General features: G+C 44.5%; 21 protein-coding genes. 8 read left to right on the top strand and 13 right to left on the bottom strand.

Going from position 1 to position 21,591, the window contains the following annotated elements:
• Positions 1–180 precede the first annotated feature (180 nt).
• Positions 181–1,695 carry a catalase gene (locus tag FTU00_RS00245; RefSeq protein ID WP_180130205.1) on the bottom strand — a complete coding sequence of 505 codons (1,515 nt, stop codon included), beginning with the start codon at positions 1,693–1,695 and terminating at the stop codon, positions 181–183.
• Positions 1,696–1,922: 227 nt separating this feature from the next.
• On the opposite strand from FTU00_RS00245, the gene dtd reads away from it, so the two are divergent.
• Positions 1,923–2,363: a D-aminoacyl-tRNA deacylase gene (gene dtd, locus FTU00_RS00240; protein WP_180178859.1), complete on the top strand. Its 441-nt coding sequence runs from the start codon at positions 1,923–1,925 to the stop codon at positions 2,361–2,363.
• Positions 2,364–2,421: 58 nt separating this feature from the next.
• On the opposite strand, the gene FTU00_RS00235 is transcribed toward dtd, so the two are convergent.
• The 4 genes from FTU00_RS00235 to serB all read right to left on the bottom strand — a co-directional run bounded on the left by FTU00_RS00235 (position 2,422) and on the right by serB (position 5,589).
• Positions 2,422–2,928: a hypothetical protein gene (locus FTU00_RS00235; RefSeq protein WP_180178858.1), complete on the bottom strand. Its 507-nt coding sequence runs from the start codon at positions 2,926–2,928 to the stop codon at positions 2,422–2,424.
• A gap of 67 nt (positions 2,929–2,995) precedes the next feature.
• Positions 2,996–3,475 carry an SCP2 sterol-binding domain-containing protein gene (locus FTU00_RS00230; RefSeq protein ID WP_004281258.1) on the bottom strand — a complete coding sequence of 160 codons (480 nt, stop codon included), beginning with the start codon at positions 3,473–3,475 and terminating at the stop codon, positions 2,996–2,998.
• Between the two features lie 140 nt (positions 3,476–3,615).
• Positions 3,616–3,951: a ciprofloxacin tolerance protein AciT gene (gene aciT, locus FTU00_RS00225; RefSeq protein WP_034703185.1), complete on the bottom strand. Its 336-nt coding sequence runs from the start codon at positions 3,949–3,951 to the stop codon at positions 3,616–3,618.
• A 417-nt stretch (positions 3,952–4,368) separates the two neighbouring features.
• A complete protein-coding gene (gene serB / locus FTU00_RS00220; RefSeq protein ID WP_180178857.1) occupies positions 4,369–5,589 on the bottom strand; it encodes a phosphoserine phosphatase SerB in 1,221 nt (406 codons plus the stop codon).
• A 77-nt stretch (positions 5,590–5,666) separates the two neighbouring features.
• On the opposite strand from serB, the gene FTU00_RS00215 reads away from it, so the two are divergent.
• Entirely contained in the window at positions 5,667–6,920 is a 1,254-nt protein-coding gene (locus tag FTU00_RS00215) for a hypothetical protein (protein ID WP_159124187.1), read from the top strand.
• A 76-nt stretch (positions 6,921–6,996) separates the two neighbouring features.
• Here the strand turns inward: FTU00_RS00215 and FTU00_RS00210 are convergent, their stop codons facing one another.
• The 3 genes from FTU00_RS00210 to mhpT form a co-directional block, all read right to left on the bottom strand.
• Positions 6,997–7,971 carry a bile acid:sodium symporter family protein gene (locus tag FTU00_RS00210; protein WP_166137546.1) on the bottom strand — a complete coding sequence of 325 codons (975 nt, stop codon included), beginning with the start codon at positions 7,969–7,971 and terminating at the stop codon, positions 6,997–6,999.
• A 107-nt stretch (positions 7,972–8,078) separates the two neighbouring features.
• Positions 8,079–8,708 (bottom strand): bifunctional nicotinamidase/pyrazinamidase, encoded by a 630-nt coding sequence (pncA, locus tag FTU00_RS00205; protein WP_159124185.1) that lies wholly within the window; start codon positions 8,706–8,708, stop codon positions 8,079–8,081.
• A gap of 233 nt (positions 8,709–8,941) precedes the next feature.
• Positions 8,942–10,147, bottom strand: coding sequence for a 3-(3-hydroxy-phenyl)propionate transporter MhpT (gene mhpT / locus FTU00_RS00200; RefSeq protein WP_180002565.1), 1,206 nt, complete (start codon positions 10,145–10,147; stop codon positions 8,942–8,944).
• A 728-nt stretch (positions 10,148–10,875) separates the two neighbouring features.
• On the opposite strand from mhpT, the gene dapA reads away from it, so the two are divergent.
• Genes dapA through purC form a run of 3 tightly spaced genes read left to right on the top strand, consistent with a single transcriptional unit; the run spans position 10,876 to position 13,151 of the window.
• Positions 10,876–11,775, top strand: a complete 900-nt coding sequence (gene dapA, locus FTU00_RS00195) for a 4-hydroxy-tetrahydrodipicolinate synthase (RefSeq protein ID WP_125278859.1) — start codon at positions 10,876–10,878, stop codon at positions 11,773–11,775.
• A gap of 12 nt (positions 11,776–11,787) precedes the next feature.
• Positions 11,788–12,393, top strand: coding sequence for a lipoprotein-34 precursor (NlpB) (locus FTU00_RS00190; protein WP_034703997.1), 606 nt, complete (start codon positions 11,788–11,790; stop codon positions 12,391–12,393).
• 38 nt (positions 12,394–12,431) lie between these two features.
• Entirely contained in the window at positions 12,432–13,151 is a 720-nt protein-coding gene (gene purC / locus FTU00_RS00185) for a phosphoribosylaminoimidazolesuccinocarboxamide synthase (protein ID WP_004781395.1), read from the top strand.
• Positions 13,152–13,418: 267 nt separating this feature from the next.
• On the opposite strand, the gene FTU00_RS00180 is transcribed toward purC, so the two are convergent.
• Complete coding sequence (locus FTU00_RS00180) at positions 13,419–14,693, bottom strand: replication-associated recombination protein A (protein WP_034704000.1); 1,275 nt, start codon at positions 14,691–14,693, stop codon at positions 13,419–13,421.
• Positions 14,694–14,960: 267 nt separating this feature from the next.
• Here FTU00_RS00180 and FTU00_RS00175 point away from each other — a divergent pair, with 267 nt between their 5' ends.
• Positions 14,961–17,093, top strand: a complete 2,133-nt coding sequence (locus tag FTU00_RS00175; RefSeq protein WP_180178856.1) for a bifunctional diguanylate cyclase/phosphodiesterase — start codon at positions 14,961–14,963, stop codon at positions 17,091–17,093.
• 43 nt (positions 17,094–17,136) lie between these two features.
• On the opposite strand, the gene FTU00_RS00170 is transcribed toward FTU00_RS00175, so the two are convergent.
• Positions 17,137–17,589, bottom strand: a complete 453-nt coding sequence (locus FTU00_RS00170; RefSeq protein ID WP_004781392.1) for a YcgN family cysteine cluster protein — start codon at positions 17,587–17,589, stop codon at positions 17,137–17,139.
• A 192-nt stretch (positions 17,590–17,781) separates the two neighbouring features.
• On the opposite strand from FTU00_RS00170, the gene FTU00_RS00165 reads away from it, so the two are divergent.
• Positions 17,782–17,940 carry a DUF1328 domain-containing protein gene (locus FTU00_RS00165; protein WP_004647174.1) on the top strand — a complete coding sequence of 53 codons (159 nt, stop codon included), beginning with the start codon at positions 17,782–17,784 and terminating at the stop codon, positions 17,938–17,940.
• Positions 17,941–18,024: 84 nt separating this feature from the next.
• Here the strand turns inward: FTU00_RS00165 and murJ are convergent, their stop codons facing one another.
• Both murJ and ampD read right to left on the bottom strand, forming a co-directional pair.
• Positions 18,025–19,575, bottom strand: coding sequence for a murein biosynthesis integral membrane protein MurJ (gene murJ / locus FTU00_RS00160; RefSeq protein ID WP_180139195.1), 1,551 nt, complete (start codon positions 19,573–19,575; stop codon positions 18,025–18,027).
• Positions 19,576–19,652: 77 nt separating this feature from the next.
• The gene (ampD, locus tag FTU00_RS00155; RefSeq protein ID WP_180011118.1) at positions 19,653–20,225 is read right to left on the bottom strand and encodes a 1,6-anhydro-N-acetylmuramyl-L-alanine amidase AmpD; all 573 of its coding nucleotides are present in this window, start codon (positions 20,223–20,225) and stop codon (positions 19,653–19,655) included.
• Between the two features lie 181 nt (positions 20,226–20,406).
• Here ampD and nadC point away from each other — a divergent pair, with 181 nt between their 5' ends.
• A complete protein-coding gene (nadC, locus tag FTU00_RS00150) occupies positions 20,407–21,252 on the top strand; it encodes a carboxylating nicotinate-nucleotide diphosphorylase (RefSeq protein WP_034704010.1) in 846 nt (281 codons plus the stop codon).
• A gap of 87 nt (positions 21,253–21,339) precedes the next feature.
• Here the strand turns inward: nadC and FTU00_RS15525 are convergent, their stop codons facing one another.
• On the bottom strand, positions 21,340–21,462 hold the full coding sequence (locus FTU00_RS15525) for a hypothetical protein (RefSeq protein ID WP_257218575.1): 123 nt from the start codon (positions 21,460–21,462) through the stop codon (positions 21,340–21,342).
• Between the last annotated feature and the right edge of the window lie 129 nt (positions 21,463–21,591).

Genomic DNA, 21,591 nt, shown 5'->3' with positions numbered 1-21,591 from the left:
CTCCAACAGAAATCGAAAGGAAAATTTAAGTCTCTAAAGACTTAATTGACCTGAGATGGAATAAAAAACAGAGTGCCTGTAAAACTCCCCCTAGGGTGCAGGAAAGGTTTGGAGTATTACAGGACTTTTTGGAGGTGATGCGCTAGGCCCTAGTCACCAGTTCCTCAAGACCAATCGGAATTAGTCTTTTAATTTTGCAGCTTTGGCTTTAACGATGGCGATGTCACCATTTACAGCTTTAGTCATGCGCATACCGTAGTCAGCATCTGCCTTATAGAAGTAAGACAACATGATGTGCTTGGTTTCTGAATCTTTGACATTGCCCAGATCAGCCGCCAGGTTCATGATCAGGTCATCTTTCTCTTTGGCAGTATATGAACGGTACAAGTCACCTGCTTGCTTGAAGTTTTGCTCTTTAGTACCGATCTGTTGCACATGACCAGTCAATGGCGTTTCAACTGCACGCGCTTTTTCAGTCGCCGGTTTTGGCTCTTTACGGCTTGGCTCGTAGTTCACATCAGAGTCACGTTCAGACACATTCATGTGACCTTCCTGGTTATTGTTATTCACATTCACCACAGGACGGTTTACCGGAATTTGCTGATGGTTCGCACCTAGACGATACATTTGTGTATCTGAATAAGAGAAGATACGGCCTTGAAGCAAACGGTCTTCAGATGGTTCGATACCTGGGACCAGATTACCTGGTGCAAATGCAGCCTGTTCAGTTTCATTGAAGAAGTTCTTCGGCATACGGTTGAGTGTCAATGTACCGACTTTCACTTCTGGAACCAGTTTGGTTGGCCAGATTTTGGTTGGGTCTAGCGGATCGAAATCAAAGCTGTTCAGATCTTTAGGATCAAGCACCTGAATATACAGATCCCATTTCGGGAAATTACCTGCATAGATGTTGTTATAAAGATCGTTGGTCAAGTGGTTGAAATCTTTACCTTGTTGCACAGCTGCTTCTTTGACGTTCAAGCCCTTCACGCCCTGTTTAGAGCGGAAGTTGAATTTCACGTACTTGTATTCGCCTTTGTCGTTATACAGTTTGTAGGCATGTACACCAAAACCGTCCTGTTCGCGGTAGCTGGTTGGGACACCTTGCTTGCCATAAACATAAGTCAGCATGTTGGTTGCCCAAGGCTGGCTAGACAGAAAGTCAAACACACGGTTGGCATCTTGTACGTTGGTGACCGGGCTTGGTTTCATCGCATGGATGAAATCCGGGAATTTGATTGCGTCACGGATAAAGAAGACTGGCGTCTGGTTACCGACCAAATCCCAGTTACCTTCCTGAGTATAGAACTTGATGGCGAAACCGTGCGGGTCACGTAGGGTTTCTGGTGAACCTTTACCATGAATGACGGTAGACATGCGCACAAAAACTGGAGTTTTGGTACCTGCCTTGAATAAAGAAGCAATCGTTAAATCAGACAGATCTTTCGTCGTAACGAATTCACCATAAGCACCCGTGCCACGTGCATGAACCACACGTTCAGGAATGCGCTCACGGCCAAAACGTTGCAGTTTTTGAACCAGTTGTACATCCTGCAGCAAAGTTGGACCTTGTGGACCCGCAGTGATTGAGTTCTGGTTATCACCGACAGGTGCCCCGTTATCTTTGGTTAATGGCGCAGCTTGGGCAGCTGTCACCGTTGCAAGCATTGCAACAAGTAATGAACGCTTAAACATTTCTAAATCTCTCAATTTAATACCTTTCCTGCATGCAGCTAAGATACGTGAGAGTATAAAATAGATAAAACAGATAATTTTTATTATTATGATCGTGTTTTTAGATAGTTTAAAATATTATCAATGCTAATCAATAAATTAAGCTCATTTTTTAGATATTAGCTTAATATCAGATGAGTCTGATCTTGCTACAATGGCGGCAATTTTGAATCTGACTGAAATTGATTATGCGTGCATTATTACAACGGGTACTGGAAGCCAAAGTCGTGGTCGATGGTGAAACCACCGGAGAAATTGGCAAAGGTATTCTGGTTTTTCTGGGCCTCGGTAAAGAAGACAATCTGGAAAAAGGCAAAAAACTGATTGATAAGATATTGAAATATCGCTTCTTTGATGATGAGCAAGGCAAGATGGGCTGGAATGTCAGTCAGGCCGGTGGCGGTTTACTACTGGTGTCCCAATTTACCTTGATGGCTCAAACCCAAAAAGGCTTACGTCCGGATTTTGGTCCAGCCATGCCGCCAAGCGATGCCAAAGCCTTGTATGAACAGCTGGTTGAATATGCGCAGAGCCAGTTCGAAAATGTACAAACCGGTATTTTTGCGGCCGATATGAAAGTACATCTGGTTAATGATGGACCAGTAACGTTTAATCTGGAAGTTGAATAAACTGTCATTGTTCTAGAATGAAAAAAGCCCTCTAAATGAGGGCTTTTTTTATACACTCTTAGAGAGTCGTAATATATTTTGCTCGGATCATTATATCCGCTGGAATATCTTGAACTAACATAACCGTAAGGGATTGTTGTCCTTTTTGTGAGGCAGTCTGATTCTCTTCAAGAACCGCATTGATGTCACTTGGATTTAAGGTATACATTGCACCTGTCGCAGGATCAACAATCAATAATCCGATTAAGCCACCAAAAATAATATTTGCGATATACCAGCCATTTACTGTGCCAGTAACTTGAACAGTTTTAGTCTGGAATCCTTCTTTTTTAAACGTTACATCGTAAGCTGCTGGTTTAAAAAATCCATTCCCACGCTTAAGCGTCACTGTTGCAGGCGTAACGCCAGTATGGACTTTTTCACCAGATTTATTTGCAATAGAAATTGATGCTTGTTCAGGAACGGACTTAAATGTCAGCGTTTGAGTTGATCCTGAAATAATACTCGCACAACCTGTCATGGTTAATGATGTAGCAATTAAACTTGCTGTAATTAATTTTTTCATAAAATACCCCCTAAAAATAAAGGGGGTACTTTACAGTAGAAAAATGATTATTCAATAAGCCTTTAGACTACTTACCAGTTTTCTCTTTAATAAACTGACGTGCCATTTTTACTTTTTCTTTGACCGGTTTTGGCAGTTTAGGCGGAATCATTTTCGCGACCTGGTTAAACCAGACCAGCAGACCAAAATCGCCTTCCATTTTAATTGTGCCACTTTGCATACCGGTCATGAATGCAGTCGGATCACCTTTGAGCAACGTTTTTACACCCTGTTCGCTGTCAGCAAATTGCAGCACAAAATCAGCTTTTTCTGCATCACCTGAAACAGTATCAATATGACCATTATTCACAACGATCTGACGTGCCATTCCTTCATCTGTTCCGATCTGGATACGGAACTGGCGTTCATGTACCAATTCAATAAATTTCGGACTGGTACGCGCTAACTGCTTCATACGTAATGCAAGACCTGCGACCAGCAAATCAAGTGGATCGGTACTGAGGTCAACCAGAGGAAGTTTGAGCACAGGAATGGAGGACAGTTTCATGGAATTATGCCTATTCTAATTGTACGAAAATTGACAAATATCCTAGCATAGATCAAAGCCAGGCAGATGCAGGACTTTGTATCATATTTCTAAACGAAAAATGCACCCGCAGGTGCATTATTTCGCTGATATTAGAGAACTTAACGGCTAGATAGCTGCTGCTGGTCATCTTCATACACTGGTGTATGTTCGATATAACGGCGTTTAGCCAAAGCACGCTCTGCACGTCGATCTTCACGCAATAACAGTAAGGTCACTACGACCATCACGGCCGTTAAAGCTGTCAGATAGCTATATGTCATCGGGAGCTCAAACAAGGCTTGAGTACCTACTCGAATCACTTCGATCAGGCCCCAGGCTAGCATTCCCGCAGCCATAAAACTTAACCAGCGACGATAAGGCGAGAAGAAAACAGCAAGCACAGCCGCGGCGACTAAACTAAAGCCTACGAGAGTTGCTAGATTCGCTGTTACCATATAAACCCCTCCATCCAAAAGGATAGTGTGTATGCTTGATATTGCAACCGTCCTACCTATTGAATTTCGTTAAATCAATAAAATGGAATGTGTTGATTTGTATCTCTATGCATGCATTATGCTGAGTTTTTTGCATAAAAAAAGTCCTGTTTTCTCCCCTTACGACATACTCTGTCGCGATATTATTTTGTCATTACATTTTTTATTTTCACAGTATTTGTGGATCAATTGCTGCGTCGATGTTGGCGTGTCATTACAAAATCATATGCCCTTTCATCGACTTAAAAAAAATATTTTCCGTTTAAGATGATCGGGGTATTTATAGACAAGCTGCGCCGTCCCTCGATAAAAGTTAAGCTAAAAATATAAAAAAACGCGACCCTAAGGCCGCGTTGGATTTCACCGAAAAGCTATGTGTTACGCGCGGCTCAGATCTTTATCATGTACACCGAGCAGGTAGAGCACACCATCCAGACCCACGCTGGAAATGGCCTGATTGGCATTTTGACGAACCAAAGGCTTGGCACGGAAAGCCACACCTAGGCCCGCAATTGAAAGCATTGGCAGGTCGTTGGCACCATCACCTACAGCAATGGTCTGTTCCAGAGAAATTCCCATATTGTCGGCAATTTCACGGAGCAATAAAGCCTTGCGTGCGCCATCCACAATATGACCTTTGACTTCGCCTGTCACCACGCCATCCTGCACATCCAGAACGTTGGCATGAACTTCATCAATTCCCAGTTTGGCTTGCAGATATTCTGCAAAATACTGGAATCCACCAGACAGAATTGCGGTACGGTAGCCCAGTGCTTTCAGGGTTGAAATCAGGCGTTCTGCACCTTCAGTCACGGTCAGACGCTCAGCAATTTTTGGCAATATCGATGCATCCATGCCTTTTAATAAAGCAACACGGGCACGGAAACTTTGCTGGAAGTCCAGCTCGCCCTGCATCGCGCGTTCAGTGATTTCAGAGACTTGGATACCGACACCAGCTTCGATCGCCAGCTCATCAATGACTTCCTGCTCGATCAGGGTCGAGTCCATGTCAAAGCAGACCAGACGACGGTTACGGCGGTAAGCATTATCTTCCTGTACTGCCACATCGACATTCAGGTTATTCGACAGGCTTAAGCAGGCTGCACGCATGGCTGCTGCATCCAGCATCTGGCCTTTCAGACCAAACTGTACACAGGCACGTTTAGGGCCAGTATTGGAACCATCCAGCTCAGGACGGCCAGAAAGACGGGTCACGGTTTCAATATTGAAGCCCTGACTCGACACAATCTGGGTTACAGCTTGCAGGTGAGAGGCATTTAATTCCGGGGCCAATGCCGTTACGATATAACGCGTGCGGCCGCCCTCTCTTACCCACTGTTCATATTCAGCAGCAGAGATTGGTTTAAAGCGCACTGTTAACCCGATATCATGTGCTAGAATCAGGATTTCCTTCATGGCTAATGCTGTTGCAGTTTGGTCATCAGACGATACAACAATACCTAAGGTCAGTTGATTATGAATGACCGCTTGCCCCACATCTAGAATCTGTAAGGAATGAGCGGACAAAACCTGCATTAATCGTGTAAATTGATTAGGCTGGTCGGGTCCTAAGAATGATATAAGAATGATTTCTCGCATGAATTGACTCGGGTCTGAGCTACAACTATTGTTAGAATCATAATCGAAATTGAACAGAATTGCCTTGGAAGTTTACGTTGAATGCGCCTAGACAAGGGCTATTTGCTAGCCTACTGATTGTAAGTTTTGCTCTGCATACCTTTTTACTGGTATTGGCAACGACTCACCAACTGAATGATAACCGTGCCAACCAGGGACAGCTCATGACGAGCCAACTGGTCACAGACAGCCTGGCGGAGCTTGAACCGGCGAACCGCGTTTCTCTGGCACTTCTGGCCAACCGTTATGCGACTAACCCAAGCGTTGCTTCAATTCGTATCCTGGATGCGAATGGTCAGGTTTTAGCCACTGGTGGACTGACCAAGACCCGTGATGGGGAAGTTTTTGTCCGTGATGCCCTGCAAAACGAGAAAAAAGTCGGTGTGATCGAAATCACCCTGATTGAGCCAAGTATTGGTGAAATTCTGCGGACTCAATGGCTCGCCATTCTGTTCTCTTTCATTATTCATGGTTTGCTTTGGGTCGGTTATCGTGCGGTAGCGCGTCCAAGCCGTACCGAGTATCTGGCACGTATCAATAATGAATCGCGACTGAAATTCGAGATTCAGACTTTAACTCAGGCATTAGAACAGGAAAAGCATAATGCTGCCCTCGCCATTGCCCAGGCACAGCAAGCCCTGAAAAACAAACCGAAAGAAAAAGACAGTAAACCTGTGGTCCTAGATACCGATAGCCTGAGCTTGAACATTCAGTTCTATGATCCAAAACAGTTGCTAGATAGTGTGAATAAGACGGTATCGGTTCCTTATTTCAATCTGTGCCAGATTTTCCTGAACAAAGCTACTGAACTGTGCATCCAGCACTACAAACTGAACAGCACGGATATTTGTACCGTACACAAGTTTGATGAAAAAGGTGCCAGTATCAGTATTGCGGCAGAGAAGCCAGATGCCCTCGCCTGTCTGACCATGATCAGTTCAGTATTCCAGTTGCTTTCAGAAGTCCTGTATAAGCGTTATCGCGAAGAAAAACGTTTTGTCCTGCAGACACGTAGCGCAATTTCTTCAGCCGTTGAAGAAATGCAGCTTAATTCCGTTCAGGCTGCAGAACGTCTGGTTCAGCAACTAGTCGCTAAGGAAAGTGCACTGCATGTTCCTAATGCCTTGTTGAAACAGATCGCGGACCACTTTGAGCTGGTCAGCATGCCAAATCCGACCAATGTTCTGACCCGTCATGCCTTTGTGGTCAATGGGATGGATGCGGAAAGTGCTGAACTAGCGCAAAGCTTCAGAACCGAGATTCTCAAATCGAAACAGTCTAAAGCGTCCTAAGTCACAGAAAGCAAAAAGCCCGATTGAATATCGGGCTTTTTATATGAGAGAAATAAAATCTTCAGCAGTCAGGATGTTATCTATCTGCGGAAGTATCTTGTGCTGATGCAGATTCAATTGTCTTACTTTTGGCGGCCCAGTACGTCGCCAAGGCGGGTCCAGAAATGTTATGCCATAGGCTGAAAATAGCACTTGGAACCGCAGTGATGGGAGACGCGGCAAAATGGGTCGCAGCCAACGCTACCCCTAAACCGGAATTCTGCATTCCCACTTCAATCGAAACCGCGCGACAATCGATTTCTGCCAGTTTCAATATTCGGCTTGCCCAATAACCCAACAAGTAGCCCATTCCATTGTGTAAAGCCACAAGACCCAAAATCATTAACCCGGATTCCAGAATCTGGGTTTTACTGCCAGCAATAATGGCCGCCACAATTGCGACAATGGCAATCACCGAAATTACTGGCATTACTTGGATATAGCCTTCTACCTTGGTTTTTAGAAGGGCACGGACAATCAAACCTAAAATGATTGGAAACAGCACCACTTGTAGAATCGAAATCAGCATAGATAAGGCATTAATTTCAATCCATTGGCTGGCCAGCAGATAAAAAATTGCCGGAGTCAAAAGCGGTGCCAATAAAGTTGATACCGAAGTACACGCCACAGACAAGGCCGTATTGCCTTTGGCCATATAGGTAATCACATTAGATGCCGTGCCACCTGGACAGCAGCCCACCAGAATCACACCAATCGCAATTTCAGCCGGAAGCTGGAATAGCTGACAGAGCAAAAAGGCTAATCCTGGCATCACCATAAACTGAGCCACGACCCCAATCGCAACGGCCTTGGGACTTTGCAAGATACTTTTAAAATCACCTGGCGTCATGGTCATGCCCATGCCGAACATGATCAGACCCAGCATCCAGGGAATATAGGCGCGTAACCAGACAAAAAGATCCGGCAGCATCAAGGCAATGGCTGAAAACAGAATGACCCATAGAGCAAAGGTCTTTTGGACAAACTGGCTAAATTGAAGAAGTGCTGACATGGGAAAATCCAGGGGTCATGAAAAAGAAATCAAGGCATCTGTGGATGCCTCAAAGTAAACAAACCATTGCATAATGGCAAATGGCCCTAATCGCCTTAAGTCAGCGCTTAGGCAGCATTAATAATATCTTTCAGATAAATCCGTTTTACACCCTGTGCCAGCATGTCCTGCCAGGCATGTTGTAGCGAACCGTTCAGGTCTATACCTTTGGTGGCATCCGCAATGACATAGGCCTTAAAGCCGAGTTTGCAGGCATCCATCGCAGTCCAGGCCACACAAAAATCAGTCGCGATACCCACGATAAACACGGTATCAATACCGCGCTCACGTAAATAGCCGGCCAGACCGGTACTGGTTTTTTGATCAGCTTCCATAAAGGCGGAGTAACTGTCGATATTTTGATGAAAGCCTTTACGGATAATCAGTTGGGCTTGCGGAAGGTTCAGCTCCGGATGGAATTCAGCATCTTCAGTCCCTTGTACACAATGACTCGGCCAAAGGACCTGAGAACCATAATCCAGCTGAATCGTGTCATAGGCTGCTTGAGCAGGATGATTGTCTGCAAAGGAGATATGCTCTGCCGGATGCCAATCCTGAGTCAGCACAATATTCTGAAAGTACTGCCCCAATCGGTTGATATTCGGAATAATCTGATCGGCATTGGTAACAGCCAGATTTCCACCTGGGGTAAATCCTTTTTGTACATCCACCACAATCAGCGCCGCATTTTGCATCATTTTCATCCCTTGAAATCTGAGTTTGCATCCAAGCATAGCTTAAAACTAAAGAAAATTTTTAGCCCTTTAGGTAAAAATAGAATGACTCTGCATTCTGATAAAACGCATGATGAGTTAACTGTAAAAGCTATTGCTCTCCAAAACATAGAAAGAATTTGTCTTAAGCTGAACTGATACTGGAAAATAAAAAGCCTGCATCAGTGCAGGCTTTTCGGATATTCATCTTTTTATTTTTAAACCTTGGTACGGCTGACCAGGAGTAGCATACATACCGCAGAGATTACGATACATGGAATCGCTGCCGAGATCACCCCTGCTGCACCGAAGCCTGCTGTCAGTAGCTGACCCGCAATTGCAGGGCCAAGCATGGCGCCGATACGGCCAACTGCGGAAGCAACACCTACCCCTGTACCACGTACTTCAGTTGGGTAAACGATACTACCGAAGGCATAGAGTACACCCTGACAGCCAATCACAAAGGCACCTGCCAGTGCTGCGGCCATGTACATTTGCTCAAGTGAGCTTGCACCGTTCAACGCTAATAGACCCGCCAGGATACCGCCGTACATCAATAGAATGACATACGCTTTTTTCAGGCGATCCGTCAGCATACCCAAAATCACGGTACCAATCGTTGCGGTCACCATAAAGTAGAACTGTGCAGTTGAACCATCTTTACGGGTGAAGCCCAGTTCCATGAACAATGATGGCAACCAGCTCAACATAATGTACACCACCATCAGGGTGAAGAAGTAACTCACCCAGATGCAAAGCGTACGAAGCAAGTTGTCAGAGTTAAACAGATCCTTGAATGAACCCTGAGGAGATGCTGCACGTTCTGCGGCTGTCTTGTTTTGTGCCTTTATGTATTCTTTAGATTCAGGCAGACACAACATCATCAGTGGAATCACAATGATGGGCAATAAGCCACCTAAGTAAAAAACATTTTTCCAGTTTGCACCGAATTCAGTTGCTGCGATTAAAGACAAGATTGCTGCACCGACTGGCATACCACAGTACATCAGGCCCACGGCACGTCCACGGTTTTGTGGAGCCACGGCTTCAGAAGCCAGCGTGATTAAGATTGGCATTGCACCGCCAAGACCCGCACCCGCCAGAAAACGGACTGCCAGCAAACTGTGGAAACTGTTCACCCACACGGTACATAAGGTAAATAGTGCAAAAATTGCGGTTGACCAGATTAAAACTTTCTTACGGCCAATACGGTCCGCAAATCGACCACCGACCAGTGCACCAGGCAATAAGCCCAGAATCCCTGCACTAAAAAACACACCCAATTGTGAGCTATCCAGACCAAAGTGCTCACGAATACCAGCAGCGGCAATCCCGGCAGCCTGAATATCCAGGCCTTCAATCACAGCTATCAGAAAGCAGATCCCTACCGTGATGATCGCGTGCTTATTGTCTGATTTTTCCATTGGAATATCCTTGTTCAATCAGCGTTCAAAAGAGAGGCCATCATCTATGAGCGCTCAAATAGAATTAACTACCAATAAGTTGAACAATTTGCTCGGATATACTGAAAAATCCAGAAAATTGATGACCTTAAGATGCTGTTCGATAAAGTCAAAAAAGCAATTAATGAGAAGTATTAAAATCCCAGTATTTTTGGATTTAGACTTATACATCAAACCCGGAAATTCAACAGTGAGAAAAATTCGGGGCCGATCACTAATACGAAAAAAAGATTAGTTCAGGCATTTTTGCTTTTTATTCCTCATAAATGAGGTTTATTATTCGATATATTTTAGCTCTTAATTCATCGAATATAAATATTAATACTCCCCTAAAACACCATAAAAGAATGTTTTCTAAATCTATTTAATTCACTTAAGTGACTTATTCTGTGTATTTTTTCCTGAAAAAATGAATTCATTAGCTTTTATCCTGCTGGAGGATAAAGGATGATTTGGACAGCAAAAAATCATAACGATTAAAACTTGATTGTTGCCTAGAGGCTTTGTATAAAGAATTCAGTGGCTTTTACTAAAGCATATTGTTCTTATGCGTTTGATCAGTCATAATTTGCATAAGCAATATTCAATTCAGTGCAAATCTATTGAATTTGCTACAAATCAAAATACAAACCCATCCCAAATATGTTTTCTCATTCTCTTCGGATGGACAAATAGGATAGTTTTTTAAAATGACTCAGCAAGCACAGACCATTCAGGGTTCCATTGTCGCAATCGTCACCCCCATGTTTGAAGATGGCAGCGTAGATTGGAAGGGTCTCGAGAAGCTGGTTGAGTGGCATATTGCAGAAGGCACTAACAGCATTGTGGCTGTAGGTACTACTGGTGAAGCATCAACGCTCAGCATGAGCGAGCACACTCAAGTGATCAAAGAAATCATTCGTGTTGCCAACAAACGTATTCCTATCATTGCCGGTACAGGCGCAAACTCGACTCGTGAAGCAATCGAGCTGACTCAGGAAGCCAAAGAACTTGGCGCTGATGCTGCCCTGCTGGTTACTCCTTACTACAACAAACCGACTCAGGAAGGTTTATACCAGCATTATAAAGCCATTGCTGAAGCGGTTGACCTACCTCAAATTCTTTATAACGTTCCAGGCCGTACTGGCGTGGATATGGCTAATGAAACCGTGATCCGTCTGGCAGATATTCCACAGATCGTAGGCATTAAAGATGCAACAGGTGATGTAGCCCGTGGTGCTGCCCTGATTGAAGGTCTGGCAGGCAAAAACATGACTGTTTACTCAGGTGATGATGCAACTGCCTATGAGTTAATGGGTCATGGTGCCAAAGGTAATATCTCTGTGACTGCCAACGTTGCACCTAAAGTCATGAGTGAAGTATGTGCTGCAGCCATTGCAGGCGATGCTGCACGTGCTGAAGAGCTCAATGCTCAGGTTGCAAATTTACACAATATTCTATTTTGCGAATCAAACCCAATTCCTGTGAAATGGGCTCTCCATGATATGGGCTTAATTGGTACAGGTATTCGCCTTCCATTAACACCACTTGCAGAACAATATCGCGCTCCGCTTCATGAGGCACTTGTAGAAGCGAGCGTCATTAAATAAAGAGCAACGATTATGCAATTACGTTTAGGACTTACCCTGGCACTTTCAGTATTCAGTTTAGCAGGTTGTAGTTCAATGGCCTTTAAAAACGGTACCTTGGACTATAAAGAAACAACCACGCTGCAACCATTGCAATATCCTGAAGGGTCAATGGTTCGTCCTGCAACGCCTTTGTACCCTGCTCCGACAGTGGATCCGCTTGCCCTGGAAAATGCACCAAAACTTGAAAATCAGCGTGGTAACCGCTTTGCGATGCCACGCCCTACTGCACAGCCAGTAAATTCAACTCAAGCAGATGAAACTCAAGAAAATTTTTCAGGAAAGCCGCAATTAGTCACTGACGGAAATCAAAATCCACTGCTCAAAATTGATGGAAATGCTGCTACAATATGGCAATACACTCTTGCCACGCTTAGCAGCCTTAACCATTCTATCGTTGGTCAAAATAAAGATCGTTATGAAGTAACGATTCAGGTTGATCAGCAAACCTATGTTTTAAGACTCTCTCCCGCAGGTTCGAGTAACACCCTGGCTGTGTTTAATCCCGATAACAGTTTTGCCGACCGCGAAAAAGCAGCAGAACTGTTAAACCAGATTTACCAAAATTGGCCAGCCTAGACATTTTCTAGGCATTTTTTTTTGTAAAAGGTTCCCTCATGTTAAAACAAACCTTGCTCTATACTGGTAAAGCGAAATCTGTCTATACCACGGACAGTGAAGACCACCTGATTTTAGTTTTTCGTGACGATGCGTCCGCATTCAATGGCGAAAAAATCGAACAACTGGATCGTAAAGGTAAGGTGAATAACCGTTTTAACGCCTTCATCATGGAAAAGCTGGCTGCTGCTGGTATTGAAACTCATTTTGAGAAACTGCTGACACCAACTGAAGTGTTAGTGAAAAAACTTAAAATGATTCCAGTAGAATGTGTGGTACGTAACTATGCTGCGGGTTCTTTATGCCGTCGTCTGGGTGTAGAAGAAGGTAAAGAATTAACTCCTCCTACATTCGAATTGTTCTTCAAGGATGACGCGCTAGGCGATCCAATGGTGAACGAATCTCAAGCGATTGCTTTAGGTTGGGCGACTGCTGAACAACTGGCAAAAATGAAAGAACTGACTTACCAAGTGAACGATGTGCTTAAAGCATTATTCGAAGCGGGTAATATGCTTCTGGTTGACTTTAAACTTGAATTTGGTGTGTTCCACGACCGTATCGTACTGGGTGACGAATTCTCTCCAGACGGTTGCCGTCTATGGGATAAAGACACCAAGAAAAAACTGGATAAAGACCGTTTCCGTCAAGGCCTAGGCGGCGTGGTTGAAGCGTACGAAGAAGTTGCAGCACGTTTAGGTATCAATCTTGAAGATATCTAAGCACTAATAGTGCTTCAAAGAACCGGGTTAATAGCCCGGTTTTTTATTGTCTAATCTTATGATCGAAAAAATGAATTTTATTAATAAAAATGATCGTTTTTACATTATTCAATGCATGCCTTAATATTACTGCATCCCAGCAACATCCTCAGCAGATGCAATCCATCTGATGTTGCTGACCAGATTTATACCCTTACCCTCTAGGATGTATCTCCCCCAAGACATCCTATTTCAGCCCAATTCTCCTTGAATTGGGCTTTTTTTTGCTTATTGCTGCTGTTGTTCCTGCTGCCAGCGACGTTGTTGCAGACGTTCGCCTTCTACTTCACGCTTATTACGTGCCGATTCGTACAGCTTGGTGCCTTTCAGCTCAGGCGGCAGGTAATCTTGCAGGACAAAATGTTCCGGATAGTTGTGCGGATACAGATAATTTACCCCATAGCCCTGCTCTTTCATCATTTTGGTCGGTGCATTACGTAGATGTAAAGGCACTGGCAAATTGGCCGTTTTTTCAGCCAGATCCATCGCCTTGTTAATCGCCAGATAGGTACTATTACTTTTGGCACTAGTCGCCAGGTAAACCGCACATTGTCCCAGAATAATCCGGCATTCCGGCATGCCAATCGCTTGAACTGAGCGGAAGCATTCGCCCGCCAGCAACAAGGCATTCGGATTGGAATTGCCAATATCTTCTGATGCTGCAATCAGCATACGGCGGGCAATAAAGACCGGATCTTCACCACCTTTGAGCATACGCGCCATCCAGTACAGGGCAGCATCCGGATCACTGCCACGAATCGACTTGATGAAGGCCGAAACCAGATCATAGTGCTGCTCGCCAGACTTGTCATAACGGGCAATATTCTGCTGTGCGACTTTGACCACAATCGCATTGGTAATGATATTTTCCTGATCAGCCTCAAAAGTGCTGGCAATCAGATCTAGCAGATTGAGTGCCTTACGGGCATCTCCTGCGGCAAACTGCAATAAGGCGTCAAATTCTTCAATCTGGATATAGCGTTCTTGCAGAAATTTATCAGTCTGAATCGCCTGAGTCAGTAAAGTCTGAATCGCTTCATCACTCAGCGCATTTAAGGTATAGACCTGACAACGTGATAGCAAGGCACTATTTACTTCAAAAGACGGATTCTCTGTGGTCGCACCAATCAGGGTAATTTTACCTTTTTCGACGGCATTCAGCAGTGCATCCTGCTGGGATTTATTAAAACGGTGAATCTCGTCAATAAACACCACAGGCGTCAGCAGATCACCACTTTCTGCAATGACTTCACGCAATTCTTTCACACCAGTATTGAGTGCAGACAGGCTGATAAATGGCCGGTCCACCGCTTGGGCAAGTAGCAAGGCAATCGTGGTTTTACCTACTCCAGGTGGCCCCCAGAAGATAATCGATGGTAAATGCCCCTGGTCAATCATCTGACGTAGAGGTGCATTCTCTCCAAGCAAGTGATCCTGCCCGATAATTTCTGCAAGGTCGCGAGGCCGCAAGCGTTCTGGAAGCGGGATATGACTGTCTGACATCTTATTATTGGCTCAAATTAAATTCTGCTTTCATTCTAACACCGGTAGTTTTGATTCCAATATTTCAAACATTTATGAGAAAAATTTAATTTATGTAAGAAAGCTCTATTTTTTTTACAATGAATGGATTAATCTTATGAAAAGTAGATAAATAGAACATGATTAATTACAGGTTAATAAGCTTGTAAATTTCACATTGTCTCATATTAATTAGAATGGACTTGAGCAACTGATTGGATGCTCTTTGGGTGGTATCGGTGGGGATGCATGAAGCATAATAAATCTAGACGAACAACTGCAGAATGCGCTGAGTCGCTTATTTCAACCTCGATACAATCTTCTAATGAACAACAGGCAAAATACAGATTATTACAGGATCTGATTAATGATGTGCCACATCCACTCTGGGTGCTGGGCAAGGATAATATTGAGTATTTTAATCAGGCACTTTCGGATTATTTAGGCACCAATTTAAGTGAATATGGTCCTAAAGAATGGCAAAGCCTGATTCATGCAGATGATCAACCAGCGTTTTCTAAGCAATGGCATGCTGCCCTGAATCAGCAACAAGGCTTTAATACCCAGTGCCGGATTAAATCGGCCGATTCCAGCTACCGTATGTGTGCCTTGGCCATCAAGTTTCAGCATACAGCGGAACATCTGCTGCAATGGTCAGTATCCCTGACCGATATTCATGAATATTTTGAGATTCAGCAACAGCTGTCTCAGGTGATTTCTACCCAGAAAAATATGCTGGATGCCAGTGTCGACTGTATTAAAGTCATGTCTCCACAAGGCGAGATCCGTCATATCAATCAGTCTGCCTGTCATAAGTTAGGGATTGATCCTGAACAGCAGCCTGCCCCGCATTCATGGTTAAACCTGTTACCCGCTGAAGTTAAAAAAACCGGACAACGCGCTTTAAAACAGGCTGCTCAAGGCTTAAATAGCCGTTTTGTAGAAAAAGCCCAGACAGAGAATCAGGACCCAGAATATTGGGATCATTTACTGACTCCGGTATTGGACGAAAATAATATTCCCCAAAATATTCTGTGTGTTTCACGTAATATCAGTCAGCAAAAAATAGCCGAAAGCCGTTTAAAAGCCGTAATTCAGCGTGATGAGCTGACCGGACTGTATAACCGCAATGCCTTTTATAAGACCTTTAAACAGGTGCTGCTAAAAGCCAAGCAACAGCAAATGATGGTTGGCCTGCTCCTGATCGATCTGGACTATTTCCGGCATATCAATGACACCCTGAGTCATATTGCCGGAGATCATTTGTTGCATGTCTTGGGCAAGCGTTTTCAGGCCTGTTTTGGCTCCAACAATATAGTCGTTGCCCGTCTGGGCGGAGATGAGTTTGCCATTCTGGTCAAAAACTTGGAAAACGAAGCCCAGCTGATTAATACCGCACAACTGGCCTATGCTCAACTAGAACAACCAGTGAGTTATGTCGGCCATCGTATGAGTATCGGCATGAGTATTGGTTGTACCGTTTATCCGCGTGATGCCCAGAATAGCTCTAACCTGCTGAAATGTGCCGATATTGCCCTGAATGATCTGAAAAATAGTGGTCGTGGCGGGATTCGCATGTTTAATCAGGAGATGTTCAGATCACTGGAAAACATGACCAAACAACTGACGCTGGCACGCAAGATTATTCATGCGGATCAGATTATTCCTTATTATCAGCCTAAGGTTCGCCTCTCCGATGGTGAGGTGATTGGTTTCGAAGCCTTGCTGCGCTGGCAGGATCAGCAGCATCAGATCCAGTTACCCTCTCATATTTTTTCAGCTTTCCAGGACTATGATCTGGCTTCGCGCATCAGTGAAACCATGCAGCTGAAAGTCTTTGAGGATATGAGCCGCTGGCAGGCCGAAGGTCTGGATATTCTGCCAATTTCAATCAATGCAGCTCCAGTTGAATTCCTGCGCGATGACTATGCTGAGAAATTTCTGGCTCGTCTGTCCCGATTCGATATTCCTGCGCATAAGGTTGAGCTGGAAATTACCGAGCAGAGCTTGTCTGAAGGCGGAGCCAATTATGTGATCCGGGCACTGAACCTGCTGAAAAAACATGGAATTCATATTTCTCTGGATGACTTCGGTACCGGTCATTCTTCCCTGACCCGTTTGCAGGAATATCCGGTCGACTGCATCAAGATTGATCGCAACTTTGTAGAACGCATGAACAATGATCCGTCTGCGCTGGCCATTGTCAAAGCCATTACCCAGATTGGTTCCAGTATTTCTCTGGATGTACTGGTCGAAGGTATTGAAAATACCGAACAGCTAGACACATTGATCAATTGTGATTGCCAGATCGGACAAGGTTTTTATTTTTATCGTCCTATGTCCGGGTCTTCAGCACAGCAACTGCTACAACAGGCAGCTTAATTTTTTTATTTAATCATTTGACGGGGTTGGATTGCGCTAATCATTAGCGCACCCAGCGCACGATATATTCATCAATTTCATCTTCATCAATATCGACTTCACTTAAGCAGCGACCAGCAGCGGATTTTTTGGCCTGAATCACGCTTTGTCGTGAACCCGTCTTCAGATAATGCCAGGATGGCAGGCTTTTCCCTTCAGCAACTCGGCGATAAGCACAGCTTGAGGGTAACCAGTGAATAGTGTCCAGTTTCTCAGGTGTCAGCTGGATACAATCCGGCACATATTGCAGCCGGTTCGGATAATCCGAACAGCGGGCAGTTTTGCAGTCCAGTAATTTGCAAGCCACTTTGGTATAGGCGACTTCGTGGGTGTCTTCATCTTCCAGCTTGATCAGGCAGCAAAGCCCACAACCGTCACAAAGCGCTTCCCATTCTTCTGGCGTCAGCTCAGTGAGACTATATTTTTTCCAGAAGTATGGACGTAAGGCATCAGACATAATCAAAACGGCTATGGTAAAAATCAGCTTATTATACCAAGTCTCAACAAAGGAAATGTAGGGACGTGAATCTTATTAATATCACGTAAACTATTGTTAAATCAGAGACAGTACATCAACAAAACACTAACAGTGCCCAAAATCGAATATTCCTATACTGGATTTGAGAATAAAAACACATGGAGAATTGATATGTTTCGCTGGGCTATTATTTTTGCTGTGATTGCCTTGATTGCCAGTCTACTTGGTTTCGGTGGAGTAGCAGGCTTATCTAAGGATTTCGCAATTATCTTATTGGTGATTGCCGTTATTCTTGCCATTGTTGGTTTCCTTTCTCGCGGCAAGGTCTAGCGACTGAGTTCTGCTTAAGGAAAAGTTTCCTACAGAAAAAACAAGAGCCATTTGGCTCTTGTTTTTTTATGCGCCCAAAATGAATTACGGTTTGATATGGCGTGGTCTGAAACCAGCAGCGACCAATGCGGCCAAATACGCCACGACTCCTACCACACATAAAATCAGCACTTCCAGTACACGCATCCACTGTGATACATCACCATTGTACCAGCTCAGTGCATAGGCCAAGGCTGCAATCATCACCACATTGGCAAACATGAATTGCATAAAGATTTTTTTCCAGTGTGCGCCAAAACGGAAAATATTGCGTTGATGCAGATAGAAATACAGCAGACCTGCATTGACCATGGCTGAACCGGTTGAAGCCAGTGCCAGTGCCATATGCTCCGCTTCCCAATGAATCAGCTTAAAGAAACCAATAAAGATCACGTTCAGAATCGCATTGGCTGCCACGGCCATTAAACCGACGCGTACCGGTGTACGGGTATCCTGCTGGGCATAGAAGCCGGGAGCAAAGACTTTAATCAGCATAAAGGCAATCACACCACCACTCATACATTGCAGTGCCAAGGCAGTCATCTGGGTATCTTCAAAGGTAAACTGTCCACGTTCAAACAATGCCTGAATAATCGGTGTTGACAGCATGAACAAGGCAATACTGGCTGGTAGACCCACCAGTACGATGACTTTCGCTGCCCAGTCCATCATGCCACGGAATTTTTCCGGATTCTTTTCCGTATGCTGTGTGGATAAAGACGGCAGAATTACGGTACCGATTGCGACACCGATCAGACCCAATGGCAACTCGGTCATCCGTTCAGCACTATACAGCCACGACACTGAACCATCCTGCATAAAAGAAGCCCAAACCGTATTCAGTAACAGATTGATCTGTGTGACAGATACACCAAACAGAGCCGGTAGCATCAGTTTCATGATGCGATCCACCCCTTCATGTTTGAAGTCTACTTTCGGTGGAATCAGCAGGTTTTTACGCCATAATTCTGGAATCTGGATCGCCAGTTGTAAAATCCCGGCAATCACAACGGCCCAGCCTAATGCCATAATCGGCTCTGCCATAAAAGGCGTGAGCCAGAGCGCACCAGCAATCATGGCGATATTCAATAAAACCGGAGCAAAGGCTGGCGTACTGAAAGAGCCATAACTGTTAAGAATACTGCTGGCAAAAGCCGTTAATGACATAAATAGCAGGTAGGGAATGGTCAGGCGGAACATGTCTGTGGCCAGCGCAAACTTTGCTTCATCGCCATGGAACCCAGGCGCATAGATATACATGATCACCGGTGCGGCAATGATGGCAATTATGGTCAGGGTGGTCATGAAAGTGGCCAGACAGCCAAAGACCCGGCTGATCAGGATCTGCACTTCTGCATGGGTACGACTGGTCTTATATTCAGTCAGTACCGGAATAAAGGCTTGGGAGAATGCCCCTTCTGCAAAGAGTCGTCTGAAAAAGTTTGGAATACGAAATGCCACCACGAAGGTATCGAAATCTTTACCGGCACCGAATACATTCAGTAAAACCACATCCCGGACCAATCCCAGAACCCGCGACAACATGGTCATCGCACTGACAATTACGGTCGAACGCCAAAGCGCCATCCTATTCACCTAATAATTAATTTGGGCCTATTGTAATGAAACTTGCAAAAGAAGTTCATTGCTTAATCACATGACTTCCTGAAGGGTCATGGGTTCTTATAATGTTGTAACTGGGCACGAAAAGCACACCAGTCAAAATATGGTCCCGGATCGGTTTTACGTCCCGGTGCAATGTCCGAATGTCCGGCAATATGCTGTTGCATTTTTGGATAATAGTCTTGTAAACAGGCGGTGACTTTGACCAAGGCATCATATTGTGCCTGTTCAAACGGCAGGTCATCACTGCCTTCCAGTTCAATCCCGATGGAATAATCATTACATTCTTTTTTGGCCAGATAGCTGGAACGACCTGCATGCCAGGCTCGGTCATTGAAATTCACAAACTGCAGCACTTCACCAGAACGCAAAATCAGCAGATGCGCCGACACCTGCATGCCTTCAATAGTCCGAAAATACGGATGCACTGACCACTCCAGCTGATTCTGAAAAAACTGTTCAATATAGCCACCACCAAACTGTGACGGCGGCAGACTGATGTTATGGATTACCAGTAACTGGATGTCGGTATGTTCAGGCCGCTGATTAAAATTTGGAGAAGGGATCTGGCGCGCCCCGAGCAATTGCCCGTCCCGGATTTGAAACTCAGCTGCCTGTTGCATAAAACTGTCCTGTACAAAAATAAAATCTGCAATATCAGGATTGCAGCCGGCTTAATGCTAAAACTTTCATAGGCAAATCTCAATTCATCCCGGCAGGCTGTATGAAAAATCGCTCATTTTAATGTAACGGTGTTAAGATAACGCACAATTTTTCACGGCTAAAAAAGATACGGAAATACTCATGAGCATATCTCAGGCTTTGCTAGAACAGTCGATTCAGATCAATATTCAACAGGCACTCTCCGAAGATATTGGCGATGGTGACATTACTGCCCTGCTGACTCCTGAAGATGAACAGGCGACTGCCACGATTATTAGCCGTGAAGCAATGGTTCTTGCTGGTCAGCCTTGGGTCAATGCCCTGATTCAGGCCTATGATCCGAGTGTAGAAGTGATCTGGCTAAAAAATGACGGCGATCATGTCGCTGCCAATGAAGCTTTTCTAAAACTGGCCGGTTCTGCACGTAGCCTACTGACTGTAGAACGCCCTGCCCTGAACTTTGTACAGACGCTGTCTGCAGTTGCGACCAAAACAGCAACCTATGTCAAAGAGTTGGACGGTCTGCATACCAAGCTCTTAGATACCCGTAAAACGCTGCCAGGCTTACGTATTGCCCAAAAATATGCTGTTGCTGTCGGTGGTGGTCAGAATCACCGTCTGGGCCTATTCGATGCCTTTTTGATTAAAGAAAATCATATTATGGCAGCCGGCGGCATTCGCCAGGCGATTGCCATGGCCCACCAGATTGCACCGGGTAAACCAGTTGAAGTGGAAGTTGAAACCTGGGATGAACTGAATCAGGCCCTAGAAGCCGAGGCTGATATCGTGATGCTGGATAATTTCAGTCAGCAGCAAATGATTGATGCGGTCAAACATGTGGCTGGTCGCTGTAAACTGGAAGCCTCAGGCAATATCACCATTGATAACTTACGTGAAGTGGCGAGTACAGGCGTAGATTATATTTCGATGGGCGTACTAACCAAAGATGTCAAAGCCATTGACCTGTCGATGCGTTTTAATGGTTAAAGTCTTATTATTAAAAAAGGGTGCCATAGCACCCTTTTTCTTATTCTCAAGGATATAAATCATAGAGGTTGAATGGCCTCTACTCTGTTAATTGGTATCACTTCCTCGTTTCATATTTGCACCATCACGGTTTTCATCACGAGAATTCGAATCACAGGCAGTTAAACCCAGTACAGCAAATACTGAAAATGCCATCAACCATATTTTCATGTTATACCCCTCTGAATGAGATTTGGTTAAAAGATCATCGCTTAAAACAGAGGTTACACAGTAGACAGATCCTGTTCATTTTTTGTCAGGCAATGTGTAGGTACAATAAAAAACGCATCCGAAGATGCG

It is taken from the genome of Acinetobacter sp. YH12041, assembly GCF_013419975.1.
Classification (GTDB): Bacteria; Pseudomonadota; Gammaproteobacteria; order Pseudomonadales; family Moraxellaceae; genus Acinetobacter.
Note: the sequence above shows the minus strand (reverse complement) of the source record. Positions and strands in the feature narration are given on the sequence as shown.